22 protein-coding genes are annotated in these 26,791 nt (G+C 67.0%); 15 read left to right on the top strand and 7 right to left on the bottom strand.

Annotated elements, in window-relative coordinates; genetic code table 11:
- Positions 1–318 precede the first annotated feature (318 nt).
- The gene (locus PKE80_RS16895) at positions 319–3,108 is read right to left on the bottom strand and encodes an Rne/Rng family ribonuclease (protein WP_271183497.1); all 2,790 of its coding nucleotides are present in this window, start codon (positions 3,106–3,108) and stop codon (positions 319–321) included.
- Positions 3,109–3,742: 634 nt separating this feature from the next.
- Here PKE80_RS16895 and PKE80_RS16890 point away from each other — a divergent pair.
- The 10 genes from PKE80_RS16890 (at position 3,743) to PKE80_RS16845 (ending at position 14,692) form a co-directional block, all read left to right on the top strand.
- On the top strand, positions 3,743–4,612 hold the full coding sequence (locus PKE80_RS16890; protein ID WP_271183531.1) for an N-acetylmuramoyl-L-alanine amidase family protein: 870 nt from the start codon (positions 3,743–3,745) through the stop codon (positions 4,610–4,612).
- 180 nt (positions 4,613–4,792) lie between these two features.
- Positions 4,793–7,321, top strand: coding sequence for a penicillin-binding protein 1A (locus tag PKE80_RS16885; protein ID WP_271183496.1), 2,529 nt, complete (start codon positions 4,793–4,795; stop codon positions 7,319–7,321).
- Between the two features lie 64 nt (positions 7,322–7,385).
- Complete coding sequence (locus PKE80_RS16880; RefSeq protein ID WP_271183530.1) at positions 7,386–8,450, top strand: alpha/beta hydrolase; 1,065 nt, start codon at positions 7,386–7,388, stop codon at positions 8,448–8,450.
- A 31-nt stretch (positions 8,451–8,481) separates the two neighbouring features.
- Entirely contained in the window at positions 8,482–8,940 is a 459-nt protein-coding gene (locus PKE80_RS16875) for a MarR family winged helix-turn-helix transcriptional regulator (RefSeq protein ID WP_271183495.1), read from the top strand.
- A 10-nt stretch (positions 8,941–8,950) separates the two neighbouring features.
- Positions 8,951–10,018, top strand: coding sequence for a phosphotransferase family protein (locus PKE80_RS16870; RefSeq protein ID WP_271183494.1), 1,068 nt, complete (start codon positions 8,951–8,953; stop codon positions 10,016–10,018).
- Between the two features lie 36 nt (positions 10,019–10,054).
- Positions 10,055–11,359 carry an acyl-CoA dehydrogenase family protein gene (locus tag PKE80_RS16865; protein WP_271183493.1) on the top strand — a complete coding sequence of 435 codons (1,305 nt, stop codon included), beginning with the start codon at positions 10,055–10,057 and terminating at the stop codon, positions 11,357–11,359.
- Positions 11,352–12,116 (top strand): SDR family NAD(P)-dependent oxidoreductase, encoded by a 765-nt coding sequence (locus PKE80_RS16860; RefSeq protein ID WP_271183492.1) that lies wholly within the window; start codon positions 11,352–11,354, stop codon positions 12,114–12,116. Before PKE80_RS16865 ends, PKE80_RS16860 begins: the two co-directional genes overlap by 8 nt.
- Positions 12,113–13,093 (top strand): NADPH:quinone oxidoreductase family protein, encoded by a 981-nt coding sequence (locus PKE80_RS16855; protein WP_271183491.1) that lies wholly within the window; start codon positions 12,113–12,115, stop codon positions 13,091–13,093. Before PKE80_RS16860 ends, PKE80_RS16855 begins: the two co-directional genes overlap by 4 nt.
- 143 nt (positions 13,094–13,236) lie before the next feature.
- Positions 13,237–14,289, top strand: coding sequence for an AraC family transcriptional regulator (locus tag PKE80_RS16850; RefSeq protein WP_271183490.1), 1,053 nt, complete (start codon positions 13,237–13,239; stop codon positions 14,287–14,289).
- Between the two features lie 70 nt (positions 14,290–14,359).
- On the top strand, positions 14,360–14,692 hold the full coding sequence (locus PKE80_RS16845) for a hypothetical protein (RefSeq protein ID WP_271183489.1): 333 nt from the start codon (positions 14,360–14,362) through the stop codon (positions 14,690–14,692).
- Between the two features lie 50 nt (positions 14,693–14,742).
- On the opposite strand, the gene PKE80_RS16840 is transcribed toward PKE80_RS16845, so the two are convergent.
- Positions 14,743–15,552, bottom strand: a complete 810-nt coding sequence (locus PKE80_RS16840; protein WP_271183488.1) for an enoyl-CoA hydratase/isomerase family protein — start codon at positions 15,550–15,552, stop codon at positions 14,743–14,745.
- A 191-nt stretch (positions 15,553–15,743) separates the two neighbouring features.
- On the opposite strand from PKE80_RS16840, the gene PKE80_RS16835 reads away from it, so the two are divergent.
- From PKE80_RS16835 to PKE80_RS16825, 3 genes are all read left to right on the top strand, one after another.
- Entirely contained in the window at positions 15,744–17,435 is a 1,692-nt protein-coding gene (locus PKE80_RS16835) for an FAD-binding protein (RefSeq protein WP_271183487.1), read from the top strand.
- A 104-nt stretch (positions 17,436–17,539) separates the two neighbouring features.
- The gene (locus PKE80_RS16830) at positions 17,540–18,538 is read left to right on the top strand and encodes a thiamine pyrophosphate-dependent dehydrogenase E1 component subunit alpha (protein ID WP_271183486.1); all 999 of its coding nucleotides are present in this window, start codon (positions 17,540–17,542) and stop codon (positions 18,536–18,538) included.
- The gene (locus tag PKE80_RS16825) at positions 18,535–19,554 is read left to right on the top strand and encodes an alpha-ketoacid dehydrogenase subunit beta (RefSeq protein ID WP_271183485.1); all 1,020 of its coding nucleotides are present in this window, start codon (positions 18,535–18,537) and stop codon (positions 19,552–19,554) included. Before PKE80_RS16830 ends, PKE80_RS16825 begins: the two co-directional genes overlap by 4 nt.
- Positions 19,555–19,678: 124 nt before the next feature.
- On the opposite strand, the gene PKE80_RS16820 is transcribed toward PKE80_RS16825, so the two are convergent.
- From PKE80_RS16820 to PKE80_RS16805, 4 genes are all read right to left on the bottom strand, one after another.
- Positions 19,679–20,614: a cation diffusion facilitator family transporter gene (locus PKE80_RS16820; RefSeq protein WP_271183484.1), complete on the bottom strand. Its 936-nt coding sequence runs from the start codon at positions 20,612–20,614 to the stop codon at positions 19,679–19,681.
- A 178-nt stretch (positions 20,615–20,792) separates the two neighbouring features.
- On the bottom strand, positions 20,793–21,797 hold the full coding sequence (locus tag PKE80_RS16815; RefSeq protein ID WP_271183483.1) for an acyl-CoA dehydrogenase family protein: 1,005 nt from the start codon (positions 21,795–21,797) through the stop codon (positions 20,793–20,795).
- A gap of 1 nt (position 21,798) precedes the next feature.
- Positions 21,799–22,980, bottom strand: a complete 1,182-nt coding sequence (locus PKE80_RS16810; RefSeq protein ID WP_271183482.1) for an acyl-CoA dehydrogenase family protein — start codon at positions 22,978–22,980, stop codon at positions 21,799–21,801.
- 70 nt (positions 22,981–23,050) lie between these two features.
- Positions 23,051–23,365, bottom strand: a complete 315-nt coding sequence (locus PKE80_RS16805; RefSeq protein WP_271183481.1) for a Rieske (2Fe-2S) protein — start codon at positions 23,363–23,365, stop codon at positions 23,051–23,053.
- A 163-nt stretch (positions 23,366–23,528) separates the two neighbouring features.
- Here PKE80_RS16805 and PKE80_RS16800 point away from each other — a divergent pair, with 163 nt between their 5' ends.
- A complete protein-coding gene (locus tag PKE80_RS16800; protein WP_271183480.1) occupies positions 23,529–24,674 on the top strand; it encodes an acyl-CoA dehydrogenase family protein in 1,146 nt (381 codons plus the stop codon).
- Complete coding sequence (locus PKE80_RS16795) at positions 24,674–25,591, top strand: acyl-CoA dehydrogenase family protein (protein WP_271183479.1); 918 nt, start codon at positions 24,674–24,676, stop codon at positions 25,589–25,591. Before PKE80_RS16800 ends, PKE80_RS16795 begins: the two co-directional genes overlap by 1 nt.
- 97 nt (positions 25,592–25,688) lie before the next feature.
- On the opposite strand, the gene PKE80_RS16790 is transcribed toward PKE80_RS16795, so the two are convergent.
- Entirely contained in the window at positions 25,689–26,777 is a 1,089-nt protein-coding gene (locus PKE80_RS16790) for a helix-turn-helix transcriptional regulator (RefSeq protein ID WP_271183478.1), read from the bottom strand.
- Positions 26,778–26,791 lie beyond the last annotated feature (14 nt).

Here is a 26,791-nt window from a genome sequence, read left to right as displayed (position 1 = left end):
AGTCCGTCTCCCAACAGGCCGTTCGCGGACGACAGGATCGGCGGAAGACCGCCTGCGCCGCTTGTTCTTTATGCGGGCACTGTAGGTTTCGGCGGGGACCGACAGCCACTCCGACATGTCATAGGGCAGGGTGGGTTCGGACCTCCCAAAGTGACGTCATTGCGAGTGCAGCGAAGCAATCCACGGCCGCGTAAACCGCCCTGGATTGCTTCGCTGCGCTCGCAATGACGAAACAGGGGAATCTGCCCTGAACGCAAAGACGCCGCGCGTGACCCCGTGGGATCGCGCGCGGCGCCTGCGTTTTCAGACTTTTAGCGATTACTCGCCGAAAGTGCGCTGCCACCAGCCACGGCGCGGCGTCGGAGAGGCTTCCGCGTCAGCCGGAGCAGCCTCAGCGGCGACCTCGGGTTCGGCAACCGGCTCGGGAGCCGGAGCCACGGCAGCTTCTGCCTCGACGTCCGCCTTCTTGCGACGGGTGCGCTTGGGCTTTGCCGGAGCTTCCTCGGCGACCGGCTCGGGAGCCGGAGCCACGGCAGCTTCTGCCTCGACGTCCGCTTTCTTGCGACGGGTGCGCTTGGGCTTGGCAGGCGTTTCCTCGGCGACCGGCTCCGGCGCTGCGGGCGCTTCGACGACGACTTCTGCCTCGACGTCCACCTTCTTGCGACGGGTACGCTTGGGCTTTGCCGGCGCTTCCTCGGCGACCGGTTCGGGCGCTTCGACGACGGCTTCGGCTTCGACGTCCACCTTCTTGCGGCGGGTGCGCTTGGGCTTTGCAGGCGCTTCTTCGGCGACCGGTTCGGCCGGGACGATCGGCTCGGCGCTGATGCCGCCATCGGCGACCGGCAGCGCGGCTTCTTCGGCAGCCAGTTCGAGACCTTCAGCGCCGATCACGGCGTCCTCGCCCTCTGCGCCGTTCTCGGCCTCACCTTCACCGCGACGACCGCGACGACGGCGACCACCGCGACGGCGGCGCTTCTTGGGTGCGTTGGTGTTGTCACCCTCGGCCTCGGTGCCCTCGGCTTCGACGATGCTCTCGCCTTCGTCTTCGGCGTCGTCGCCTTCGTCCGAAGCGTCGGCAGCTTCGACCTCAGCGGTCTCGGCACCGTCCTCGCGGCGATCGCGGTTGCGGCCACGGCGGCGCTTGCGGCGCTTGCTGCGGCGGCCTTCACCGTCCTCGGACGCTTCGGTGCGCTCGGCAGCCTCTTCGGCTTCCAGCTCTTCGTCCTCGTACTCTTCCTCGACGAAGTCGTCCTCGACGTCCTCGGCGATGGGCTCGAAGCGGGGCACGAACTCGTTGCGCGGGCCCGACGACATGACGCGCATCTTGGCGCCTTCGTTCTCACCCTCGGGGATGACTTCGACGGTGACGCCGTAGCGCTCCTCGATGTCGGCGAGGTCGGTGCGCTTGGCGTTGAGCATGTAGACCGCCGCCTCGGTGGAGGCGAACAGCGAGACCACGATGCCCTTGCCCTTGGCCGCTTCGTCCTCGATCAGACGCAGCGCCGAGAGACCGGCGGAGCTGGCGGTGCGGACGAGGCCGGTGCCGTCGCAGTGCGGGCACGAACGCGTGGTCGCTTCGAGAACGCCGGTGCGCAGGCGCTGGCGGCTCATTTCCATCAGGCCGAAGCTGGAAATGCGGCCGACCTGAATGCGGGCGCGGTCGTTCTTGAGCGCTTCCTTCATCGCCTTCTCGACCTTGCGGACGTTGGAGCCGTACTCCATGTCGATGAAGTCGATCACGACGAGGCCGGCCATGTCGCGCAGGCGCAGCTGGCGGGCGATTTCGGCAGCGGCTTCGAGGTTGGTGGCAACCGCCGTCTGCTCGATCCCGTGCTCCTTGGTGGCGCGGCCCGAGTTGATGTCGATCGAAACCAGTGCTTCGGTCGGGTTGATGACGATGTAGCCGCCCGAACGCAGCTGCACGACGGGGTCGTACATCGCGGTCAGCTGGTCCTCGGCGCCGAAGCGCTGGAACAGCGGGACGGGATCGGCGTAAGGCTTAACCTTGCGGCCGTGGCTGGGCATCAGGAGCTTCATGAAGTCCTTGGCGGCGTGGTAGCCGGCCTCGCCCTCGACGATCACTTCCTCGATGTCGCGGTTGTAGATGTCGCGGATGGCGCGCTTGATGAGGTCGCTGTCCGAGTGGATCAGCGCAGGGGCAGCCGAGCGCATTGTCTGTTCGCGCAGCTCGTCCCACAGACGGGCGAGGTAGTCGAAGTCGCGCTTGATCTCGGTCTTGGTGCGCTGGAGGCCCGCCGTGCGGACGATGCAGCCCATCGAGCGGGGCAGGTCCATCTCGGCGATGATCGACTTCAGGCGCTTGCGGTCCGAGGCCGAGCTGATCTTGCGGCTGATGCCGCCGCCGTGGCTCGAATTCGGCATGAGCACGCAGTAGCGGCCCGCGAGGCTGAGGTAGGTGGTGAGAGCCGCGCCCTTGTTGCCGCGCTCTTCCTTGACGACCTGGACCAGCAGCACCTGGCGGCGCTGGATGACGTCCTGGATCTTGTAGCGGCGGCGCAGTGCCATGCGCTTGGCGCGCAGGTCGTCGGCTTCCTTCGAGCGGCCCGAGGGACGGCCACCCTGGCGGCGACGGCCACGGCCGCGACGGTTATTGCCTTCGGACTCTTCGTCGCCGTGCTCGCCCTCATGCTCGCCGTCGTCGTCGGCGTGGAACGGGTTCTCTACCGCGCCGTCCTCGATCGTGGCGACATGGTCCTTTTCGGACGTATCGACCTCGGTGAGGCCGCCATCGTCGTTGTAGTCGCCGTCTTCGTCCTCGTCGTCACCTTCGGTGGCGCGCAGGGCGGCTTCTTCCTCGGCATGGGCGGCTTCTTCCGCCAGCAGGGCCTCGCGGTCCTCCTTGGGGATCTGGTAGTAGTCCGGGTGGATTTCGCTGAAGGCGAGGAAGCCGTGGCGGTTGCCGCCAAAGTCCACGAACGCGGCCTGGAGCGAAGGCTCCACGCGCGTCACCTTCGCGAGGTAGATGTTACCCTTGATCTGCTTGCGTTCGGTCGACTCGAAGTCGAACTCTTCAATGCGGTTTCCCTTGACGACCGCCACCCGCGTTTCTTCCGGGTGGCGCGCATCGATCAGCATGCGGGTTGCCATTTGGTATTCTCCGTGCGCGTCGACGCCGGGCCGGATCAGCCTGGCGGATGCGCGTATGTTCACTGTAGGCGAATGCGCCCCGCAGAATCACGACGCGGCCACTTGGGGCGGCGTTCCAAACTGAGGGGGCGAGTTTTGGCGCAATGGTGGAGCAATCCAGCGCTCCATGCGCGGCGAAAGTAGTGGCTGCCCCAGTAGCATGTGTGGCAGCATGTGCGTCTGCGAGCGAAGACACGCGCGGCGTATTAGAACGCGCGGAAAGTTGCGACCACGCCGCCCGCGCCCTTTCGGGCGTCGAATGGCAAGGCGGCAACTGGCTTCTCATGGCTCACTTCAACCTGATAAGGCGCTCCGGAAAAAGGATTATTTCCGGCTCCCTGGGCCGAGGCTTGCGTCTGGCTCTGCCGGTCCTGTCCGGCGCCATATGGTTATGGTATTGCCGGATTGCGAGGACCGACGCGCATTCCTCGCCTCGGTTCTGCTGGCCTAGCATTCATGACGCAAGACGGCAAGTTGCTTGGACCGTTGGAATTTGGCGGGCATCGGCCCGGGGCGGAGCGGCTGACCAGCCTGTGGGAAAGCGCGGGGGCGCAGGATTGCCCGCCCGCCAAACGCGGCTTAGTCCTTGGCGCAAATGTCGCGCACCTTGCAGTTGATCCTCGTCTTCGTCGCGCCGCTGGCGGTGCTTGCCGCCGCGTTCGCGGTGAGCGGGGCATGGCCGGTGCGGGCCGGGGGCTACGACTACGTCATCCGCTTCGACCTGCCCGGGGTGAACGCGCCGATCGACCTGCCGCGCGTCGATGGGCCGCCCGACGCCAGCCGTCCGCTGGTGGTCATCGATCCGGGCCATGGCGGCTTCGATCCCGGCGCGGGGGCCGGAGCGCTGAAGGAAAAGGCCGTGGCGCTGCAGATCGCATTGGCGCTGCGCGAGAAGCTGCTGGCAAGCGGCGGCCTGCGCGTGGCCCTGACGCGCGACACCGACCGCTTCATCGCGCTCGCCGATCGCCCTGACATTGCCCGGCGGCTGAACGCGGACTTGTTCGTCTCGATCCATGCCGACAGCGCCGAGGCTGATTCGGCGCGCGGGGCAAGTGTCTATGTCCTCTCGGAAAAGGGATCGAGCCAGGCCGCCGAGCGGTTCGCCGAACGGGAAAACGGCGCCGACCGCGTGAACGGCGTCAAGCTGTCGAAGACGAGCGCGCAAGTGGGCGCGATCCTGCTCGACCTCTCGCAGCGCGGGGCGCAGGCGCGCTCTACGCAAGTCGCGACGCTGCTGCTGCGCGAACTGGGCGACGCGGGCGTCGGCATGCACCGCGACCGGCCTGAAGCCGCCGCGCTGGCGGTGCTGAAGGCGCCCGACATGCCCTCGATCCTGTTCGAGACGGGCTACATCAACAATCCCGACGACGCGCAGGCGCTGGGATCGAAGCAGGGGCAGCAGGTGCTGGCGGAGGCGGGCGCGAAGGCGATCCGCGCCTATTTCGCAAGGAACCCTGGTGGTTGAGCGGGCTGAACGCGTCGTCCCGGACGTGATCCGGGACCGGTGGCGGTCTTTGGGCGGCAGGCCGCGGGCAGCTTCGTGCGCTGTTTACGGCCAGCGGTCCCGGATCAGGTCCGGGACGACGAAGAGTTGCGACGAGAGTGGTTTCCTTGCGCCAAAACGCCGTGCTAGAGGGCGCACGCAATGACCGACGCGATTGATCCCGGCGAACAGCCGCCCGAAGACGCGACCTACCGCATCCGCCGCGATGGGCCGGGACGCCTTGCCGCTCTGCGCAGGGCTTGGCACGAACGCAAGTGGATGCGCCGTTTCGGCTATCTGTGCATGGCAGGCTTTGCCGGCATCGCCGCGTTCTGGGTGTTCCTTGCCCACGACCTGCCGGACGCCAACAAGCTGCTGGAATACCAGCCGCCGCTGCCGACGATGGTGCGCGGGATGGACGGCGAGATCGTCTATTCTTACGCCCGCGAACGGCGCGTGCAGCTGCGCTTTGTCGATTTCCCCAGGCCGATGGTCAACGCCTTCCTCTCGGCCGAGGACCGCACGTTCTGGACGCACGGCGGCGTCGACGTCGGTGGTCTGGCGGGCGCGGTGGTGGATTATGTCACCAAGTACGGCTCGGGCGTGCGCGCCAAGGGCGGTTCGACGATCACCCAGCAGGTCGCCAAGAACATCCTGATCGGCGACGAATATTCCGTGACGCGCAAGCTCAAGGAAATGATCGTCGCCCGCCGTATCGAGGGCGTGCTGACCAAGCAGCAGATCCTCGAACTCTACCTCAACGAGATTCCCCTCGGCCGCCGTTCGTTCGGCGTGCAGGCGGCATCGCGCGCCTATTTCGACAAGGACGTCGAGGACCTGTCGCTCAGCCAGAGCGCGTTCCTCGCAATTCTGCCGCGTGCGCCGGAAGTCTACGGCCGCAAGAAGAACGAGGACCGCGCGATCGAGCGCCGCAACTGGGTGCTCGACCAGATGGTGCGCAACGGCTGGGCCAGCGCGCAGGACGCCGCCGCCGCCAAGGCGGAGCCGCTCGGCCTCGTGACACAGCGTACCAGCACGTACGAGCCGTCGAACGGTTACTTCCTGGAGGAAGTTCGCCGCCGCCTGATCGGCAAGTACGGCGAAAAGGCCGAAGACGGTCCGAACAGCGTTTATGCGGGCGGTCTTTGGGTGCGCACTTCGCTCGATCCGCAGATGCAGGTCGCGGTGCGTGATGCGCTGCGCAAGGGGCTGCTGCTCTATCACGGCAATCGCGGCTTCGTGCGGCCGATCGCGCATCTGAGCGACCTCGAGAACTGGCAGAGCCAGCTCGTCGTCGCCAACAAGACGATCGACTACAAGGACTGGCGCGTCGGCGTCATTCTCGATGCCTCGGGCAGCACGGGGCGCATCGGCTTCTCCGACGGCAACGTTTCCACGCTGACCGGTATTTCCGACAAGGCCAAGGTCGGCGATCTGGTCGCGGCCCAGCCGATGGGCGGCAGCACCTGGGCGCTTCGCGGCATTCCCGAAGTCTCGGGCGGCATGATCATCGAGCAGCCTGGTTCGGGTCGCATTCTTGCCATGCAGGGCGGCTTCGATTCCGGGATCGACAGCTTCAACCGCGCGACGCAGGCCGAACGCCAGCCCGGCTCGACCATCAAGCCCTTCGTCTACGCGACCGCGCTGCAGAACGGCATGACCCCCGCCACGCAAGTGCTCGACGGCACCTTCTGCGTGTTCCAGGGCGCGGGTCTGGGCAACAAGTGCTTCCGTAACTTCGGCGGTGCGGGCGGTTCGGGCAGTCATACGCTGCGCTGGGGCCTCGAACAGTCGCGCAACCTGATGACTGTGCGCATCGCCAACGACGTGGGCATGGCCAAGGTCACGCGCACGTTCCACAACATGGGCATCGGCGATTACCAGAAGTACCTGTCGTTCGCACTCGGCGCGGGCGAGACGACGGTGGGACGCATGATCAACGCCTATGCGGCGCTGGCCAACAACGGCGTGCAGTTCTCCGGCTCGGTGATCGACTACGTCCAGGACCGCAATGGCAAGGTGATCTGGCGGGCCGACAAGGGCACCTGCAACGCCTGCAACATGGCGCAATGGGACGGCAAGCCGATGCCGCGCATCCAGCGCGTCGGCAAGCAGGTGATGGACGCGCCGACGGCGTACCAGACCGTGCACATGCTCGAAGGCGTCGTCACCCGCGGCACGGCGGAGCGCCTGCGCGACCTCAAGCTGCCAATGTTCGGCAAGACCGGCACCACCAACGGCCCGACCGACGTGTGGTTCATGGGCGGCAACCAGGACTACGTGGGCGGCGTCTACATCGGCTACGACACGCCGCGCTCGCTGGGCGGTTACGCGCAGGGTGGCCGCATCGCCGCGCCGATATTCAAGGACGTGGTGCTGGCGACGCCGGGCCGCTGGTCGCACCAGCCTTTCGTGGCGCCGCAGGGCATCCGTATGGTCCGCATCGACCGCGTGACCGGCAAGCGCGTCATGGGCGTCGAGCCTACCGACGAGCCGAAAGCCTCGGTAATCTGGGAGGCCTTCAAGCCCGACACCGAACCGCGCCAGTACACCGCCGAGGACGAGTTCAGCCGCCGCCGCGACGCGCTGGTGGCCTCGATCCGCAGTGCCCGCGACGCGCGCGATGCGAATGCGGCGGCAGCGGCGGGTGACATGGGCAACTTTGCGGAAGAGCAGGGCGGGGTATACTGATCCCCGCCGGGGCCGGACGGGACATGCGCCGCCGGCCGAACAGGAGGGGAAGTCGATGAAGAGAATGGCGGGTATGCGCGGCATTGCAGGCTGCGGAGTGATGGCCCTGATGCTGGCGACGGCGCCGGTCGCGTCCGGACAGGCAGCTCCTGCGGCGCAGGAAACGAGCGCCGCGCCCGATGTCCGCCCGGACGTCGCGGCCTATCTCAAGGCGTTCTACGCCAAGCCCAACCCGCCTTTCACGCGCGAACTGCTGATGCAGATACACAAGCTGCCGCCTGCTGCGCTGGCGGCGATGGCGCAGCAGGATCTGCCGATCGGGAACGTTACCACGAAGGACGTGACGATGCCCGGGCCCGGCGGGCCGATGGCGCTGCGCCTGTTCGATCCGCGCCCCGAGCGCGGTCCCGGGCCGGTTGTGGTGTTCTATCACGGCGGCGGCTACGTGCTCGGCAGCATCGATACTCACGCCGGCCTTGCGGCGGAGATCGCGCGGCAACTGGACCTGCCGGTGGTGTCGGTCGAGTACCGCCTCGCGCCCGAGAACCCCTGGCCCGCCGCGCCGGACGACGGCGAGGCGGCGGCGCGCTGGGTGGCGGCCAACGGCAAGGCGTTCGGGCGCGCGTTCACCGGCCTGATCCTCAGCGGCGACAGCGCGGGCGGTAACCTCACGCTGATCACGGCAGCGGCCCTGCGCGACAAGCCTGCGGCGGTGCCGGTGGTGATGCAGATCCCGATCTATCCGGCGACCGATTTCGGCAAGCTCTATCCCTCTTCGAAACTGTTCGCCGAGGGCTACATGCTCGACGCGAAGAGCATGGCGAGCTTTACCGAGCACTATGCGGCCGATTCGAAGAGCCCACGCACCTCGCCGATCCTCGGTGATCTGGCGGGCCTGCCGCCGACGGTGCTGGTGACGGCGGGGCTCGATCCGCTGCGCGACCAGGGCCGTGCCTATGCCGCCAAACTGGTCGAGGCCGGGGTGCCGACCGCCTACTTCGAGGGCAAGGGTCTGATCCACGGCTTCGCGACGTTCCGCAAGGCGATCCCTTCGGCCCAGACCGACACGGCGGCGTTCCTCCATGTCGCCCGGGCGATGCTTGACGAGGCCGCGCCTCCAAAGAAATGACACGATCGTGTCAACATGACACCCCGTTTCCATGGAAACGGGAGTATCTGAGTCGCGTCATCCGCTGGTAGGACTGGTCGATGAGACCATCCGCCTGAACGGCCGCCTGCGCAGCGTCTTCGGCGAGGCGCGGGCGGGATGCGCGCTCAACGACAGCGAGCACATGGTGCTCACCGCGGTGGTGGAGGCGCAAGATGCCCCCACCGTCGCGCAGATCGGCCGCTCGATGGGCCACGCGCGCCAGCTGGTGCAGCGCGCCGCCAATGCCCTGCGCGATGCCGGGCTGGTCGAGACTTTCGAAAATCCCGCACACAAGCGCGCCATGCTGCTGCGTCCGACCGCGAAGGGCGCCGCGCTCAAGCGTCAGATCGACGCGCGCGCCGATGCACTGGCTGCGCGGTTGGTGCTCGATTCCGAAGAAGTCGCGGCCGCGACGGCCGCGCTGCGCGCGGTGCGCAGGCAGATAGAGGCGCATTTCCGCGCTCGCTGAGGAGAGGATGATGGACGCCGATCTCGACCGGCTGGCCCCAGTCGGGCCGCTGACCGAATGGCTGGACGCCTTCGTGCCCGAACTGGGCAAGGGGCCGCTGCGCACCGCGGTACTCTCGGGGGGCACGTCGAACGTGGTGCTGACGATCGACCGGGGCGAGAAGCCGATGGTCATGCGCCGTCCACCCGCCGTGCCGCCGCCGGGAGCGGAGAAGGGCGTGCTGCGCGAGGCGCGTATCCTGACGGCACTCAAAGGCACTCAGGTGCCCCATCCGGTGTGCTACGGGTCCTGTTCCGACGACAGCGTGGTCGGCGCGCCGTTCTACGTCATGGAGAAAGTCGAGGGCTGGGCACCGAACTTGCGCGGCGAGAAGATTCACAACGAGCCGCCCTTCGATACGATGCCTTGCGAATACGGCATCCCCTTTGCCATCGTCGACGGGCTGATCGCGCTCGCCAACGTCGATCACGAGGCGATCGGGCTGGGGGACTACGGCAAGCCGGGCCGGTTCCTGGAACGGCAGGTCGATCGCTGGGCGGGCCAGCTGGCGTCCTACAAGGAGCGCTACGGCTACGAGGGCCGCGTGCTCGAAGGCTATGCCGAAACCGAGGACTGGCTGCGGCACGCGCGGATGCCGGAGGAAGTGCGCGGGATCATCCACGGCGATGTCGGCACCCCCAACATGATGTTCCGCCACGGCCCTCCGGCGCGCCTTGCGGCGATGATCGACTGGGAACTGTCCACCATCGGTGATCCTATGATCGACATGGGCTGGTTCACCGGCGGCATGCGCGACGAGGACGATCCGGACCGGGAGTTCCCGACCGCACTCAACAACCCGGCCAACTTCCCGACGAAGCAGGAGCTGGCGCGCTATTACTGCGCGGGCACCGGGCGCGACATTCGCGACTTCGAATGGTTCTCGGTGCTCTCGAAATTCAAGTCCGGGTGCCTGCTCGAATACAAGGTGGCGCAGGCGGAGGCGGGGATATTGCCGAAGGAGACGGGGCGCTTCTTCGCGCGCATCGTCGAGCAGTGCTTCCGCGATACCGCCGCGCAAGTGGCGAGAATGCAGTGAATTCCTCTCCGGTACGGGGAGGAATGGGAGAGAACGATGATCGATTTTTCGACGGACCCGGAGTTCCAGGCCAGGCTCGACTGGATGGACCGCTTCGTGCGCGACGAGTGCGAGACGATGGACCTGCTGTTCCCCGAACAGGGCGCGCAGTTCGATCCCTCCTACGCGGCCGCCCGGCGGCACCTGAAGCCGCTGCAGGAGCAGGTGAGGGCGCAGGGGCTCTGGGCCTGCCATCTCGGCCCGCATCTTGGCGGTCCCGGCTACGGACAAGTCAAGCTGGCGCTGATGAACGAGATCATCGGCCGCTCCACTTGGGCGCCGACGGTGTTCGGCACCGCCGCGCCCGATACCGGCAATGCCGAAATCCTCGCCCTGTTCGGCACGGCGGAGCAGAAGCAGAAGTACCTCGGCCCGCTGATGGCCGGCGAGATCGTCTCGTGCTTCTCGATGACCGAGCCGCAGGGCGGCGCCGACCCCGACGTCTTCACATGCCGCGCCGTGCAGGAAGGCGACGAATGGGTGATCGAGGGCGAGAAGTGGTTCTCCTCCAATGCCCGGTTCGCCAGCTTCCTGCTGGTCATCGCCGTGACCGATCCGGACGCCCCGCTGACCGAGCGGATGAGCATGTTCGTCGTTCCCGCCGACACGCCGGGGATCGAGATCCTGCGCAACGTCGCCATCGCCGGGGACTTCGATCCCGAGAACGGGCATCACGCGCATATCCGCTACAACCGGGTCCGGGTGCCGCTCGATCATATGCTCGGGGGGCCGGGCGAAGGATTCAAGGTGGCGCAGGCGCGGCTGGGTGGGGGCCGCATCCACCATGCCATGCGCACGGTGGGCATGTGCAACCGCGCGCTCGACATGATGCTGGAACGCGCCGTCTCGCGCCGCACCAAGGGCGCGATGCTGGGCGATCACCAGTTGGTGCAGGCCAAGATCGCCGATTCGGTGATCGAACTGGAGCAGTTCCGCCTGCTGGTGCTCAAGACCGCATGGCTGATCGACGAGATCGAGGCGGGCCGCCTGAAGCACGGCGCGGCGCGCAAACACATCGGCATGTGCAAGGTGGCGATGGCCTCGGTCTATGCGAACGTCGTCGGGCGGGCGCTGGAGGTGCATGGATCTCTGGGCATCTCGCTCGATATGCCGCTGGCCAAATGGTACGGCGGCAACATGGCGCTGGCCTTCGCCGATGGGCCGACCGACGCGCACCGCTCGCAACTGGCGCGCGCCTATCTCAAGCGGGTGCGGCCGGCGGAAGGGATGTTTCCGACTGAGCATATCCCGACGCGCACCGCGAAGGCGCTGGAGCGCTACCCGAATGCGAGAGATGCCTGAGATGGACCCGCTGTTCGACTTCACCGGCAAGGTCGCGCTCGTCACCGGCGGGTCGCGCGGGCTGGGCTACCAGATGGTCCGCGCTTTCGCCGAGCGCGGTGCCGACGTGATCGTCGCCAGTCGCAAGCTCGATGTCTGCGAGGCGGTCTGCGAGGAAATGCGCGGTGTTGGCCGCAAGGCGATGGCGATCAGCGCCCACGTCGGCCGCTGGGACGAATGCGAGCGGCTGGTCGAGGAGGCCTATGCGGCTTTCGGGGCTGTGGATATCCTTGTGAACAATGCGGGGATGAGCCCGCGCATGCCCAGCCACGAAGTCAGCGAGAAGTTGTTCGATTCCGTGCTCAACCTCAACTTCAAGGGGCCGTTCCGCCTTTCGACACTGGTGGGCAAGCGCATGTTCGACCGCGCCGAGGCAGGCGGGCCGGGCGGTTGCATCATCAACGTGACCTCCTCGGGCTCGATGATGCCGCTACCGCAGGTGGTGACTTATGGATCGTCCAAGGCCGCGCTCAATGCGATGAGCCGCTCGCTGGCGTGGGAATATGCGCCGCACGTGCGGGTCAACACGCTCTCGCCGGGCGCATTCCGCACCGATATCGTCGAGGCATGGCCCGACAAGGGGCAGGGGCCGATCCCGATCCCGCGCGGGCATGCGGCGAACCCGGAGGAGATCGTCACCGCCGCGCTGTTCCTGGCCAGCCCTGCCTCGGTCAACGTGACGGGCTCGATCGTGCGCTGCGACGGGGGGCAGCATTGAGCCCGCGCGCGGTCATCGGCCGCGCCTTCGGGCCGCCGGAGAGCTATGTCCTCGAAGCGTTCGACCCCGGTGCTCCCGGCGAGGGTCAGGTGCGCGTCGCCATCAAGGCGGCGGGGGTGTCCTACGTCGATGTGCTGACAGCGATGGGGCACTACCAGTTCAAGCCGCCGATGCCCTTCATCCCCGGCAGCGAGGCGGCGGGCCTGGTCGAGGCGGTGGGGCCGGGCGTGACGCACCTCGCCCCCGGTGACCGCGTGTTCTGCGGCGGGCTCGGCGGGTTGTTCGCCGAGGCCAATCTCTTCGCCGCCGCCAACATGGCGAAAGTGCCCGAGGCGATGACGTTCGAGCAGGCCGCTGTCTTCGCGGTGAACTACCAGACCGCGTACTACGCGCTGGCCGATCGCGGGCGCGCGAAGCCGGGCGAGACGCTGCTGGTGCTCGGCGCGGCGGGCGGGACCGGATACGCGGCAATCCAGGTCGGCAGGCACCTTGGCTTGCACGTCATCGCCTCGGCATCCAGTCCGGAGAAGCAGGCGGCGGCACTGGCGGGCGGGGCGCATGCGGTCGTCACCACCGGCGCGCAGGACTGGCGCGATCAGGTCATGGCGGCGAACGACGGCAAGCCCGTCGACATCGTCTTCGATCCCGTGGGCGGCGAGGCCAGCGAACCGGCCTTCCGCAATCTCGGCTACGACGGGCGCCATCTGGTGATCGGCTTCACCGCCGGGATCGCGGCGCTGCGCACGAACCTGCCGCTGCTCAAGAGCGCCAGCCTCGTGGGCGTGCAGATGCGCGATCACGCGCTGCGGCGTCCCACCGAGGCCGCCGCCCTGCGGCGCAAGGTGATGGAACTGGCTGGCGAGGGTGTGTTCTCCCCCGCGATCGCCGAACGCTATCCGCTTGAGCGTCATGCCGAGGCGATGAACGCGGCCTTCTCGGGCAAGGCTGCTGGCCGGGTCGTGCTGGTAATGGAGTAACGCCCGGGCGATGCTAGACGGCCGTGTACGCAATGCCGGTCGATTTGCCGACAATGTCGGGTAGCATCCCGCACAGGTGATACGAATGGTGGGGAGCACCGACGCCGACAGAAGCGCCTCGGTCCCGCCATCGGGAGAGAGCCATGGCGGAGACTCTGTTCACGTTCCAGATGCGCGAGCACCGCGATTGCCTGTTTCACGGCAGTCGCGGGCAGGAATACTGCCGGGGTGACATCTGGATCGCGGACGATGCGGCGACCGCCGACTTGCATTCGGAGCGCAAGGCAGTCGGTGCAATCTCGATCATACGGCGACGTTCGGCCGCCAATCTGTTCTTCCGCCGCTCGCGCCGTCATATTCGCGAGGATGCGACGGACCTCTCGATCCTGTGGTTCGTCAAGCGGGGGGAACTCGCCGTCTCCAACCAGTGCGGCGGCAAGGTGGCGAAAGCCGGGGACTTCCTCATCACCCGCTCGATGTCGCCGTTCTGCGTGGAGTGCCGGATAGGCCAGGACGGAATGCACGAAGTGCTGAACCTCGCCGTGCCCACCCACATCCTGCGCGGCTTCGTGCGGCAGGAATTCAACAACGGCCTGTTCATGGCGATGGAGCGCGCCGAACTCGCGCTGGCCGAGACTCTGCTGGACGAAGTGCTGGCCGACGAGGGGCGCATCGGCGAGGCGTCGGCGCGGCTTCTGGTCGATACCGCGCTCGGCCTGATCGGCAATGCCATCCGCGCGGGGGAAGACACCGCGCCCGCCCGCCTGTCGATCGCCGAGCGGAGGCTGGAGCAGGTGCTGCGGTTCATTGAGGTCCACCTCGCCGATCCCCTGCTGTCGACGGCGATGGTGGCGAAGGGCTGCGGCATTTCTCCGCGCTATCTCTCGTTCCTGCTGCGGATGCGCGACACCTCGTTCTCGGAACTGGTCTGGGAGCAGCGACTGGCGAAGGCGAGGGACTGGCTCGCGGCTTCCGACCCGCGCGAGGTGTCGATCGGGGAGATCGCCTATGGCGTCGGCTTCAAGAGCCCCGCGCATTTCAGCCGCATGTTCAAGCGCGTCTTCGGCGCCAACCCGCGCGAGTATCGCGGAGAGAGCGCGGTGCAGGAGATGATCGCGGTGAGTGCGGAGGAGCCGTTCGGATCGTGTCCGGTGTTCGCCAGGGACGGCGGGGCGATGCTTTCGGCAACCGGATAGTGGCCGCTTGCATCGGTGTCGGGGCTGGCCAATCCTCGGCGGCAAGAACGTCTGGAAGAGAGGAATTGCCATGAAGATGAAGCTCGTCGCGCTCACTCGCCCGCAGCCCGGTCGCGAGGCCGAGTATCACGAATGGTACGACACCAAGCACTTGCCCGAACTGGTCAACACGTTCGGCATGGCGGGCGCCCAGCGCTACAAGCTGGCGGCGCGGCTGATGGGCGCGGATCCCAACGAATTCCTCGCGATCTACGACATCGAGGCGGATGACCCGATGGCCTTCCTCGGCGCGCTGGGCGCGGCCTCGAAGTCGGGCGAACTGACGCAGAGCGACGCGCAGGACATGGGCACCTGCTACACCGCGCTGTTCACCGAGCACGGCGAGCGGGTGGTGCCGGGCTAACCCTTCCTCATCATTGCTACGCTGCGCTCGCAATGACGAAGTGAGGAGACTCAGCGGCCCACGAACTTCGGCGGCCGCTTTTCCCTGAGGGCCTGAATGCCCTCCAGATGGTCCATGCTGCGGACCGAGACGCTTTCGTAGGCGATCCCCGCGTCCATCAGCGCCGTCGCCAGCCGCTTGAGTTCGAGGTTGGTGAGGATCTTGGTCGCCCGGATCGCCACCGTCGCGCCTGCCAGCAGCTTCGCGCAGAACGTATCGACCGCCGCGTCGAGTTCGCCCGCCGGCACGCAGTGATTGATCAACCCGATCTCGGCCGCTTTGCTGGCCGTAAGCAGGTCGCCGGTCAGCAGGTATTCCTTGGCCCGCGTCAGGCCGATGCGCTGCGCCCAGATCACCGCGCCGCCGTCCCCCGCGACGAGGCCGAGGCCGACGTGCGGGTCGCCGATCTTCGCGCCCTCGGCGGCGAAGATCACATCGCACAGCAGCGCTAGCGTCGCGCCGAGGCCGACCGCGTGGCCGTTCATCCGGCACACCACCGGCTTGTCGATGTCGAGCAGGGTAGAGACGATGCGCTTGGCTACCCGCGTCTCGTGGTCGAAGAGATGTGGGTTGCGCGCATTGTTCTCGATGTGGTCGAGGTCACCGCCCGCCGAGAAGGCGCGGCCCGCGCCGGTCAGCACGACGACGTCCGATCCGGTATCGACCTGTGCGAACCACATCGCCTCGGCCAGATCGTCGTGAAGCTGCAGGTTTACCGCGTTCAGCGCCTCGGGCCGGTTGAGCGTGATGCGCAGCAGCCGTCCTTCGCGGGCCATTTCGATCGTGGCCAACTGCGGCAGGGCGGGCGCGGTATCGGTCATTTCGGCAGGTCTCCTCTTCCCTCCAGCGTCATAGGCCGGGCGGTATCGAGGGCCATGCGAAAACGCGATTTTGCCCAAACCTTTCGCTCCGGCGAAACCTTTGCCCCTCGCGTTGCCAAAGCGGGCGAAGTTCGATCTACCGGGCTGAACGCATGCGCAGCAGCGCGGCTAGGCGGAGAGGTTACGGCACGATGACGCAGTTCGACGAGACTTTCGACTGGGTGGTCGTGGGCAGCGGCGCAGGCTCGATGGCTTCGGCATTGTTGATGAAGCAGGCGGGCAAGACCGTCGTGATCCTCGAGAAGGCGCAGTGGGTCGGCGGCACCACGGCGAAGTCCGGCGGGGTCATGTGGATACCCGGCAACCGCTTCATGGACCCCGGCGAGGACAGTCTGGAACGCGCCTGTCAGTACCTTGATGCCGTGGTGCCCGACGATGCGGAATCCCCCGGCACCAGCCCGGCGCGGCGCCGCACTTATGCGGTCGAGGCGCCGAAGATGCTGGACTTCATCGTCGCGCAAGGCGTGCGGATGGAGCGCGGCTCCCGCTTCTGGCCCGACTACTACGACGAACTCCCCGGCGGCATGAAGACCAGCCGCACCGTCACCGCGCTGCCCTTCGACAAGAACGAACTGGGCAAGGAATGGGCGGCCAAGCTGCGCAAGGGCTTCCTCGAAGTGCCGGTGAAGCTGGACGACGGGATGAAGCTGCCGTTCATGAAGCATTCGTGGGAACTCAAGCGCGTCTTCATCAAGATCGCCTTCAAGTTCGTCGCCGGAAAGCTCACCGGCAAGCACTGGGTCACGGCGGGTGCGGCGCTGCAGGGCCGGATGCTGAAGGCCGTGCTGGACAAGCAGGCGGCCGACATCCGAGTGAATTCGCCCGTCAGCGAAGTCATCATGGAAGGCGAAAAGGCCGTCGGCGTCGTCACCGAGAAGGACGGCAAGCCATGGCGCATCGGCGCGCGGCTGGGCATCCTGATGAACGCGGGCGGGTTCTCGATGAACCAGGCGATGCGCGACACCTACATGCCGGGCACGCAGTCGAAGTGGTCCAACGGCATTGAGACCGACACCGGCGACATGCACCGCGAACTCGCCGCGAAGGGGGCTGCGCTGGCGCAGATGGACCAGATGGTCGGTTTCCAGATGACCGACGCGCCCGGCTGGGACGCCGACTACGTCAAGCCGGGCACCCAGAGCACCACCGCCAAGCCGCATGCGATCCAGGTCGACCAGTCGGGCCTGCGCTACATGAACGAGGGCGGCTCCTACGAGGCGTTCTGCGAGACCATGCTGGTGCGCAACCGCACCGTGCCCGCAGTGCCGAGCTGGGCGATCCTCGACCAGCAATACATGGACGAATACGCCGTCGCCGGTAAGGGCACGGCCAAGAAGAACATGGCCAAGTGGCTCGCCTCGGGCTGGATGCGCAAGGCCGACACGGTAGGCGAACTGGCCGGGATCATCGGCGTCCCCCCGGGTGCTCTGGAAACCACGGTCGCACGCTGGAACGGCTTCGTGCGCGGCGGCCGCGACGAGGATTTCCAGCGCGGCGAGCGGGCCTACGACAACTTCCTCGGCGATCCGTTCTTCAAGGACGGCCCGAACCAGACGATGGGGACGATCGACAAGGCGCCGTTCTATGCCTTCCCGGTCTATCCGGGTGACGTCGGGACTTACGGCGGCGTCGTGTGCGACTGCGATTCGCGCGTTCTGCGCGAGGACGGCTCGGTGATCGAGGGGCTCTATGCATGCGGCGTCACCACCGCATCGCCGATGGGCCGCGTCTATCCCGGCGCCGGCGCGAGTGTCGGCCCGTCGATGACCTTCGGCTGGATCGCGGCCAAGCACGCGGCCGGCCTCGGCAACCAGGTGTCCTGAAACGCAGATACCGCAGGGGCGGTTCACTCGCCCTTGCCAGCGGGGCCTGCCCTGAACCAATGTTCAGCCATCCCAGCAGCCACGAGCTGTCCGAGAGAGGAATCATGAGCGAAACGCCAACCAACCGGGCCATCCCCGACGCCGCCACACAGGTCGACATCTACCGTCGAATGATCCGCATCGAGCGCAACGACGACCTCACCCGTCAGCAGATCCGCCGCGGCCGCATCACCGCGCCGTATTATTCGGCGCGCGGGCAAGAGTGCATTCCCTCGGCAATCTCGGTGCTGCTCAACAACGACGACAAGATCTGCACGATCTATCGCGGCATCCACGACATGGTCGCCAAGGACATGCCGCTGCGTCCCCTGTGGGCAGAAATCTGCGGCCGCGTCGACGGCACCTGCAAGGGCAAGGGCGGCCCGATGCACCTCACGCATCCGGAAACCGGGGTGATGGTGACGACCGGCATCGTCGGCTCCTCGATGCCGATCGCCAACGGCTTCGGCTGGGCGGCGCTGCTCGACGGGACGAAGCAGGTGACGGTCGCCTATTTCGGTGACGGCGCCAGCAACATCGGCGCCTTCCACGAGGCGCTGAACCTCGCTTCGGTGTGGAAGCTGCCGGTGATCTTCGTGTGCCAGAACAATGGCTTTGCCGAGCACACCCGCTACGAGAACGGCACTTCGGTGGACTTCATCGCCAAGCGCGCGGCCGGTTACGGTATGCCGGGCTACACGGTCGACGGCAACGATCCGCTCGACGTTTATGCCCATGCCCACGCCGCCATCGAGCGCGCCCGCGCCGGTGAAGGGCCGACCTTGTTGGAGTGCAAGACCTTCCGCTTCATGGGCCACGTCTTCGGCGACAACGACGCCTACATGACCAAGGAAGAAAAGGCCGCCGCGATCGAGGCCGATCCGCTGCCGCGCTTCCGCCAGAAGCTGATCGACGACGGCGTCGCCTCGGCCGAGGAACTCGATGCGCTGACCGCGAGGATCGAGGCCGAAGTAAACGACGCCATCGACTACGCAATGGCCTGTGAATTCCCGTCCGACGACGAACTGCGCCGCGACGTCTTTGCCGAGGAGATTCCGGCATGAGCACTGAAACTCTCGAAGCCCCCGTCGTCGAGACGGTGAAGATGAACGGCTTGCAAGCCATCAACGCCGCGCTGAGCGAGGCGATGGAAGCCGATCCCAAGGTCCTCGTTCTGGGCGAGGACATCGCCGACAACGAGGGCGGCGGCGTCTGCGGTGTGACGCGCGGGCTGTCGACGAAGTTCGGCACCAGCCGCGTGCGCTCCACCCCGATCTCCGAACAGGCGATCATGGGCGCGGCGATCGGCGTGGCCATGGCCGGCTACAAGCCGGTGGCCGAGATCATGCTGATGAACTTCACGACCGTCGCCATGGACATGATCGTGAACCACGCGGCCAAGCTGCGCTTCATGTCGGGCGGCCAGAGCCAGGTGCCGCTGGTGATCCGCACCATGACCGGCGGCGGCAACCAGACCGCCGGGCAGCACGCCGACTTCTACGAGGCGTGGTTCGCGCATACCGCGGGCATCAAGGTGGTGATCCCCTGGACCCCGGGCGACATGAAGGGCCTCTATCTCTCGGCGATCCAGGACCCCGATCCGGTCATCATCATCGAAAGCGTCAAGACCCTGTTCGTGCCGATGGACACGCCGGTCAACCAGGGCCCGATCCCGCTGGGCAAGGCCAACGTGGTCGTACCGGGCAGCGACCTCACCATCGTCTCCTACGGGCAGATGATGTTCACGGTGATGCAGGCGGTCGAGGAACTGACGGCGGCAGGCGTCTCGGTCGAAGTGGTGGACCTGCGCACGATCTCGCCGTGGGACAAGGAAACGGTGCTGGCCTCGGCCGAGAAGACCGGACGCCTGCTGGTGGTGCACGAAGCGGGCCGCAACTTCGGTCCCGGCGCGGAGATCGCCGCAACGGCGCAGGAAGTGCTGTTCGGCAAGCTCAAGGCTCCCGTCGGCCGCCTCGGTGCGCCGTACTGCGCGGTGCCCTTCGCGAAGAAGCTGGAGGATGCCTATCTCGTGCAGCCGCCCGAGATCGTCGCGGAGGTTAAGCGGCTGATGGCGATCTGATACCCACCCCGTCCGGCTAGTTCGCTGCGCTCTCAAGCCTACCGTCCCTCCCGCACGCGGGAGGGCGGAGCGCAGGTCTCTCATTCCCCTCCCGCTTGCGGGAGGGGGCAGGGGTGGGCCTTACTTAACCCAGCACCGCCTGTTCGCGCTTCTCGGGCCGGATGTAGATCGAGGTGATCTTCGGTGACAGCGCCTTCATGCGCATCTCCAGTTCCTCGATCAGCGTTTCCGCCTCGCCCATCGGCAGGTCGTCGGCAAAGTCCGCGCTGATCGCCACGAACACCGCGTCCGGTCCTGTGTGTACGGTGCGCACATGGTTGACCGAGGTGATGTGCGGGTTGCCTTCCATCACCCCGCGCAGCCCGGCAATCAGTGCCGGGTCGGCGGCCTCTCCGATCAGCAGGCCCTTGGACTCGCGCGCCAGCAGCACCGCGACGGCCGCCAGCACCAGCCCGATCACCACCGATGCCGCGCCGTCGAGTCTTGGTTCCGCAAAGTGGCCGCTCGCCCAGATGCCCGCCGCTGCTATGGTGAGGCCGATGAGCGCTGCGCTGTCCTCGAACAGGACGATGAAGCCCGGCGGGTCCTTGGAGCGGCGGATTGCCTGCCACCAGCTCTGCCCGGCGCGGCCCGCGTTGAACTCCTTCACCGCGATGGCCCAGGATGCGCCCTCCATGAGGAAGGCGATGCCCAGCACGATGTAGCTGAGCGTCGGGTCCTCGACGGCGCGCGGCTCGCGGATATGGGCGATGCCCTCGTAGATCGAGATGCCCGCGCCGCCCGCGAAGATCAGGATCGCGACCACGAAGGCCCAGAAATACAGCTCGCGCCCGTAGCCGAAGGGATGGGCGGCGTCGGCTGCGCGCTTGCCCTGCTTCTGGCCGTAGAGCAGCAGGATCTGGTTACCGCTGTCAACCAGCGAATGGACACCCTCGGTCGCCATGGCGGAAGAGCCGCCGATACCTGCCGCCACGAACTTGGCGACGGCGATGCCCATGTTCGCCGTCAGCGCACCGTAGAGGACGATGTTGTCGCGGATGTGTCCGGAAGTCTTGGCCATGCCCGGCACAACGAGCGGCGGGGCAGGGCGTTGCTTACCGTCGTCCCGGACTTGATCCGGGACCGCTGCCCGTGAACAGCCTACCCGTCGCTTAGATAACTTGCCGCATGAACTGCGCCTAAAGACAACCACCGGTCCCGGATCAAGTCCGGGACGACGAATTGCTCCGGCCGATCTGTCAGCCCAGCGCCTCTCGCCCCGTCCGCTCGTTCCACAGGTCTGGCGATCCGCAAAGCTGCAGGTTCAGCATCGCGCGTTTCATGAAGCGGTGGATCGGGTGTTCCTCGGTCAGGCCGATGCCGCCGTGAAGCTGGATCGCCTCTTCGGTGACGAATGCGAAGGCCTCGGCCGCGAGCGTCTTCGCCGCGCCGCACTGGACGAGGGTTGCAGCATCGTCGCGCACCCGGTTCCACAGGAGCGCCTCGGCCACGGCAATGCGCGCCTTCATATCGGCGGCGCGGTGCTTGAGAGCCTGGAACATGGCGATGGGCCGGTCGAACTGGCGGCGCATCTTCATGTACTCGATGGTGAGTTCCAACGCGGCATTCGCGGCACCGAGGCAGTCGGCGGCGACGGCAAGGTGCGCTTCGGGCGCCAGCGCGTCGTGCAGCGCTGCAGCGCCGTCCGCATCGGTGAGCATGAGTGCCGGATCGGGCGCGTATCCATCAAGAACGATGTCGAACAGGCGCCGGCTGGGGTCCCAGATCGCGCGCTCCACGATAGAAACACCCGGCGCATCGGTCGGCACGAGGGCATAGCCGCTGGGCAGCTTCGCAACGACCGCCATCGCCATGTCCGCATCGAACACACCGCCGACTACGCCCGAAAGCGTGCCGTTCGGTGCCGCCTCCAGCTTCGCGGGGAGCAGGTGCAGGGGGGCGTATTCGCCACCCGCCAGCCGTTCCAGCCACTCGACCCGCGCCGCAATCTCGCTCGCCAGCACGGCCTGCAGGCCCAATTGCGCCGGGATCAGCGGCGTCGTCGCCAGCACGCGGCCCATCTCGAAATGGATCGCGGCGGAAGCCTCTCGATCAAGGCCGAGGCCGCCGTCTTCCTCGGGCAGGCGCACCATCAGCCAGCCCATCTCCGCCACCAGCCGCCAGCTTTCGTCGCGGCCGGGGGAGAGTGCATCGGCAGGAAACGCCTTCTGCGCGGCGTCGGTCAGTTCGTTCAGTTCGATCATGTCAGGCCACCCAGGCTTTCGGCTCGCGTGGCATGTCGAGCATGCGCTCGGCGATGATATTACGCTGCACTTCCTCGCTGCCCCCGGCGATGGTCCAGGCATAGGAGTTCATGAAGTCCGCCATCCAGTTGCCGGTATTGAGGTCGCCGAAGGTGATCGGCGCTACGTATTGCTCCGCGATGCCGCCAAGGCGCAGGCCCAGCTTCGCATAGGCCCTGAGCGCGCGGCTGTAGCTGTTCTTGATGATGGAGGCGTCGCCAATGCGCTCGATGCCCTTGATCCGGTTGTCCAGGAACTGGTCGGCGACGGCGCACACGGCGTCCACTTGCGTCACCAGTTCGCCGAAATCCCGCAGCACTCCGCGATCGTCCTCGTGTCCGTGCTCGCGGATCAGCGAGGCAACGCGTGCAAGGGCGCCGCGCATCCGGTAGGACAGCTCCATCAGCGTCAGTCCGCGTTCCGAGGCAAGCGTCGCCTGCGCCACGGCCCAGCCCTTGCCTTCCTCGCCGACGCGCTCGGAGACGGGGATTTCCACGTTGTCGAGGAAGATCTCGGCGAATTCCTCGTCGCCCTGGATCTGGTGGATCGGGCGGACAGAGACGCCGGGTGCCTTCATGTCCATCAGCAGGTACGTGATGCCCGCCTGCTTGGGGCCGTCCGAGGAGGTGCGCACCAGCAGCAGGCACTTGTCGGCAAACTGCGCCATCGTCGACCAGACCTTCTGGCCGTTGACGACGTAGACGTCGCCCTTGCGTTCCGCCCTGGTCTTGATGGCGGCGAGGTCTGATCCGGCGCCGGGCTCGGAGAAGCCCTGGCACCATGTCTCGCCCTCGAGGATGCGCGGGAGGTAGCGGTCCTGCTGCTCCCGGGTCGCACATTCGTGCAACGTTGCGAAAGCATGGTACGTCGAGACGAAGGAGAGCAGCAGGCGCGGGCAGTCTGCCTTCGCCAGTTCCTCGTAGATCACTTTCTGCTCGGCCAGGCTGCGGCCGCCGCCGGGGAATGCGGCGGGCCAGTGCGGGATGGCGTAGCCTGCCGAAACCAGCCGCGTAAACCAGTCGCGCTGGGTGCGGACGAAGTCGTCCTGCGTGCGGCTCGCGTCGCGCCAGCCGGTCGGCGCCTCGGCGGCTAGGAAGGCGCGCACTTCGCGGCGCAGCGCTTCGAGATCGGGCGTATCGGTCATGGACACCGTCCAAGCACGGGGCACGGCGGCGCGTCCATAAGGGGCGGTACGCGCGGGCGATATCGGGAGGTTAGACCGCCACCTCGATCACGTCGCCCTTGATCCGCACTTCATAAGTATCGATCGGCATCGAGGCGGGCGGGTTTATCGGCTTGCCGGTTTCCAGATCGAAGCGCGCGCCGTGAACCGGGCAGGAAATCCACCCCGCACGCACGCGGCCGCATTCAAGCGTTTCGTAGGCGTGGCTGCACAAGTTGCGCACCGCGTAGACCTGATTCCGCGCGCCGACGAGGAGCACGCTGATCCCGCCCACCTCGACCACTTTCTTGCCGCCCTGCGGAACTTCATCGAGTTTCGCCACCGCGACGAATGCCTTCTCGCTCACCCGTGTCCTTTCTTATCTCTTCGCTGTGTCCTTGCGGTACTCCGCAGGCGATTTCCAGCACAAGTGGTCGATGCGCAATCGCGCCAGCGATTCCAACGCCCCGGCGGTTGTGGGGCGAGGCTGCCTGTGCCTAACGAAAGGCTGAGAGGAGGGCGCCGCCCCGATGCAATTCGAATGGACCGCCGGGCAGGACGCCTTCCGGCACAAGATCCGCGACTTCCTGCACGCCAACCTGCCTGCGGACTGGGAGAAATTCTCGGAACACGGCCCTGCGTCCCCGGCACTGACCGCCTTCGCGCGCGACTTCTGCGTCAAGCTGGCCGACGCGGGCATTCTCTTCCCGCACTGGCCGCTCGAGATGGGCGGCGAGGGCCTGGGTCCGTGGGAGCAGCAGATCCTTTCCGAAGAGATGTGGATCGCGGGCGAGCCGCGCGGCGGCCAGTACATGAACGTCAACTGGATCGGCCCGACGCTGGAGAAGTACGGCACGCCCGAGCAGAAGGCCCGCTACCTCGAGCCGATCACGCGCGGGGAATCGCTGTGGTGTCAGGGTTTTTCCGAGCCTGACGCCGGGTCGGACCTAGCCTCGCTGCGGACGCGAGCCACGCTGACCGAAGGCAACTACGTCATCAGCGGCCAGAAGATCTGGACCAGCTATGCGGGCCTTGCCGACACCTGTTTCCTGCTGACGCGCACCAGCGACGACCGCAAGAAGGGCATCACCATCATTCTGGTGCCGATGGATACGCCCGGCATCACCGTGCGCCAGATCCCCTCGCTGATCGGCGAGGGCGACATTCACGAAGTCTTCTTCGACGACGTGACCGTGCCCGAGACCGCCCGCTTCGGCGAGGAAGGACAGGCTTGGGAGATCGTCGCCTATTCGCTGCGCAATGAGCGCCTCGGCATCCCGCGCTTCACGCTGGCGCGCGCCGCGCTGGACCGGGCGGTGACGATGCTGCAGGAGCAGGGCCGTTTTGCGCGCGAATATGTGCGGATCGAGGCGGCGCGTTGTGCCGCACTGTGCGAGGCCGCGGGCACGGCGAACTACGCCGTCGTCCAGAAGCGCGTCGATGGCCTCGCCATCGGTGCGGAGTCCAGTTCCGCGCGCTACGCCACCGTCATGGCCGAGCGGGCGGTGTGCGAATTCGTCGTCGAGTTCCTGCCCGAAGCGCTCGCGGGGGCCTCGCCGTATCTCAAGATGCATCACCAGCGCGGGATCGTCGCGGGCGTCGCGGCGGGGTCGGCGGAAATCCAGCTCAACATCATCGCCAGCGACGTGCTGGAACTGCCCCGGGAGCCGCGCTGATGCATCTGTCTCTCAATGAGGACCAGCGGCAGGTCCTCGACTTCATCGACAGCCTCGCGCGGCCTTACGCGGGCGTGCCGCTGCACGATGCCGGTCTCACGCTCGAAAGCGCGGAACTTGACGCGGCGCTGGTCGAGAACGGTTTTCTCGACGTGCTGATGGTCGAGGAACTCGGCCCCGTCACCGCCGCGCTGGTGGTGGAGAAGCTGGCGCGGCTGCCCTTCGCGGTGGAGGCGGCGGCATCGTCCTTCGTGCGCCCCCTTATCGATCCGGACCTGCCGCGTCCGCTGTGTCTGGTCGAGGAGGGGCGCACAGGTGGTCCGGTGCGTTTCCTGCGGCCGGGGGCGAGCGTCGTGATCGTCGGGCCTTCGGGCGTGCGCAGCTTCAAGGCTGACGAGAGCGTGATCGCGGGAGCGCAGGAGGATGCGCTTTATGCCTATCCCGTGGCGTTCCTGACCGGTCTTCCGGATGCGATGACCGCGCATGAGGTCGATCCCGCCGAAGTGCTGCGGTCGTGGCGCGTGGGAATCGCGGCCGAAGCCGCGGGCCTGCTGGGCGCGGCGCTGGCGTCTACGGTGACTTACGTGTCAGAGCGCAAGCAGTTCGGCCGTCCGCTGGCCACCTTCCAGGGCATGCGGCATCGTCTGGCCGAGGATCAGGTCATGACCAACTCGGTCTACTGGCTCGCCCTGCGTGCGGCCGGGACCGGCGATCCCGGCGACGCCGCGCTGGCCCTGCTGCATGCGCAGGAGGCGGCGAAGCGGGTGTGCTACGACTATCACCAGTTCCTCGGCGGCATGGGCATGACGCTGGAACATCCGCTGCACTTGTGGACCTATCGCCTCAAGCTGCTGACCGCCGAACTGGGCGGGCGCGGCGAGCAGGGGCTGGCGGCGGCGGAGGCGCTTTGGGGGTGAACCACATAGCGCCGTCATTGCCAGCGAAGCGAAGCAATCCAGGGCGGTTTATGTGGCCCTGGATTGCTTCGCTTCGCTCGCAATGACGGTTGAACGGCTATCCCATCACCGCCACGCTGTCGCTGACCAGCCGCACCAGTTCCGCTTGCCCGCGTACGCCCAGCTTGGCGTAGAGCCGCTTGGAGTAGTTGCGCGCCGTTTCCAGCGTCAGGCCCATGTTTTCGGCCGCCTCGGCGATAGACTGCCCCTCGTTCAGCGCGATCGCCAGCTGGGCCTCGCGCGGGGGCAGGTCGAACAGGCGGGTGAGGCGCTCCACGCTCGCCGGCGTTCTGGCATTGGGCAGGCGGCACAGCGCCAGCATCGAGGGGCGCGGCATGTCGCTGGTGGCCGTCAGCAGCGCTTCCAGCCGGGGGTCCTCATGCAGCATTACCGCACGCGGCGGGGGCGGTGTCGACGAGGCGAACAGCACGGCTGCCCCGCCCAGTTCACGCTCCGCATGGACGCCGAGATCGCGCAGGCGCTCCCCCACGCGCGGCGTGTAGCCGAGATTCCCGCGCATCCATGCATCGAGGCGCGGGTCGATCGCCAATAGCCGCGCCTCGCGGTCGAACACCATCCACGCCGTAGCGCTGCGCGCCATGCCCTGCGCACTGACGCTGGCGCGGATGCGGTGGTGCTCCAGCGCGACATAGCTGCGCAGCGCCGCCTCCACGTAAGGCGCGAGCGAGGAGAGCAGGGCGCTGTCCGCCGCCTCGCAAGGTTTCGCGCGGGCGAGGATAAGCCATGCATCGGTCTCCGCGACACGCGGCAGGCGCACCACCCGCTCGTCGGCGATACCGAGGCGCGCCATCTTGGCCAGGCGGTCGGCCCGGAAGACGGGATCGTGGTCCACGAACTCGCCGACGCTGTAGACGCGGCCCGGGCGCAGCTGGTCGTAGCGCAGGCGCTCCAGCGCATGCATCTCGAACGGATCGAGTTCGCGCGCCTCGCTGCGCAAGTCGCGTCCGGCGTGGAAGTCGGTGATCTGGGCATGCGGGCCGTCGCCCTGCTTCATCACGATGCTGACGTACTCGGCATCGCTCCGGCGACGCAGGCGCTCGAGAAACTCGGCAAACTGCGCCTTGTCGCCAATCCCCGCTATCAGCGGCAGCAGCAAATCTGTCTCGTCGTTGGATGTCAGAGCCATACCTCCCTCCCATA

The sequence above is a fragment of the Novosphingobium resinovorum genome (assembly GCF_027922145.1).
In the GTDB taxonomy this organism is placed as follows: domain Bacteria; phylum Pseudomonadota; class Alphaproteobacteria; order Sphingomonadales; family Sphingomonadaceae; genus Novosphingobium; species Novosphingobium resinovorum.
Note: the sequence above shows the minus strand (reverse complement) of the source record. Positions and strands in the feature narration are given on the sequence as shown.

What these genes read in the sequence shown, in the direction of transcription:
- PKE80_RS16890 (WP_271183531.1), top strand. Translation starts at nt 3,743, where the DNA reads ATGTCGCGCACCTTGCAGTTGATCCTCGTCTTCGTCGCGCCGCTGGCG.
- PKE80_RS16815 (WP_271183483.1), bottom strand. Translation starts at nt 21,797, where the DNA reads ATGATCGAACTGAACGAACTGACCGACGCCGCGCAGAAGGCGTTTCCT.
- PKE80_RS16895 (WP_271183497.1), bottom strand. Translation starts at nt 3,108, where the DNA reads ATGGCAACCCGCATGCTGATCGATGCGCGCCACCCGGAAGAAACGCGG.
- PKE80_RS16800 (WP_271183480.1), top strand. Translation starts at nt 23,529, where the DNA reads ATGCAATTCGAATGGACCGCCGGGCAGGACGCCTTCCGGCACAAGATC.
- PKE80_RS16860 (WP_271183492.1), top strand. Translation starts at nt 11,352, where the DNA reads ATGCCTGAGATGGACCCGCTGTTCGACTTCACCGGCAAGGTCGCGCTC.
- PKE80_RS16875 (WP_271183495.1), top strand. Translation starts at nt 8,482, where the DNA reads ATGGAAACGGGAGTATCTGAGTCGCGTCATCCGCTGGTAGGACTGGTC.
- PKE80_RS16795 (WP_271183479.1), top strand. Translation starts at nt 24,674, where the DNA reads ATGCATCTGTCTCTCAATGAGGACCAGCGGCAGGTCCTCGACTTCATC.
- PKE80_RS16865 (WP_271183493.1), top strand. Translation starts at nt 10,055, where the DNA reads ATGATCGATTTTTCGACGGACCCGGAGTTCCAGGCCAGGCTCGACTGG.
- PKE80_RS16870 (WP_271183494.1), top strand. Translation starts at nt 8,951, where the DNA reads ATGGACGCCGATCTCGACCGGCTGGCCCCAGTCGGGCCGCTGACCGAA.
- PKE80_RS16810 (WP_271183482.1), bottom strand. Translation starts at nt 22,980, where the DNA reads ATGACCGATACGCCCGATCTCGAAGCGCTGCGCCGCGAAGTGCGCGCC.
- PKE80_RS16845 (WP_271183489.1), top strand. Translation starts at nt 14,360, where the DNA reads ATGAAGATGAAGCTCGTCGCGCTCACTCGCCCGCAGCCCGGTCGCGAG.
- PKE80_RS16885 (WP_271183496.1), top strand. Translation starts at nt 4,793, where the DNA reads ATGACCGACGCGATTGATCCCGGCGAACAGCCGCCCGAAGACGCGACC.
- PKE80_RS16830 (WP_271183486.1), top strand. Translation starts at nt 17,540, where the DNA reads ATGAGCGAAACGCCAACCAACCGGGCCATCCCCGACGCCGCCACACAG.
- PKE80_RS16850 (WP_271183490.1), top strand. Translation starts at nt 13,237, where the DNA reads ATGGCGGAGACTCTGTTCACGTTCCAGATGCGCGAGCACCGCGATTGC.
- PKE80_RS16825 (WP_271183485.1), top strand. Translation starts at nt 18,535, where the DNA reads ATGAGCACTGAAACTCTCGAAGCCCCCGTCGTCGAGACGGTGAAGATG.
- PKE80_RS16880 (WP_271183530.1), top strand. Translation starts at nt 7,386, where the DNA reads ATGGCGGGTATGCGCGGCATTGCAGGCTGCGGAGTGATGGCCCTGATG.
- PKE80_RS16835 (WP_271183487.1), top strand. Translation starts at nt 15,744, where the DNA reads ATGACGCAGTTCGACGAGACTTTCGACTGGGTGGTCGTGGGCAGCGGC.
- PKE80_RS16820 (WP_271183484.1), bottom strand. Translation starts at nt 20,614, where the DNA reads ATGGCCAAGACTTCCGGACACATCCGCGACAACATCGTCCTCTACGGT.
- PKE80_RS16790 (WP_271183478.1), bottom strand. Translation starts at nt 26,777, where the DNA reads ATGGCTCTGACATCCAACGACGAGACAGATTTGCTGCTGCCGCTGATA.
- PKE80_RS16840 (WP_271183488.1), bottom strand. Translation starts at nt 15,552, where the DNA reads ATGACCGATACCGCGCCCGCCCTGCCGCAGTTGGCCACGATCGAAATG.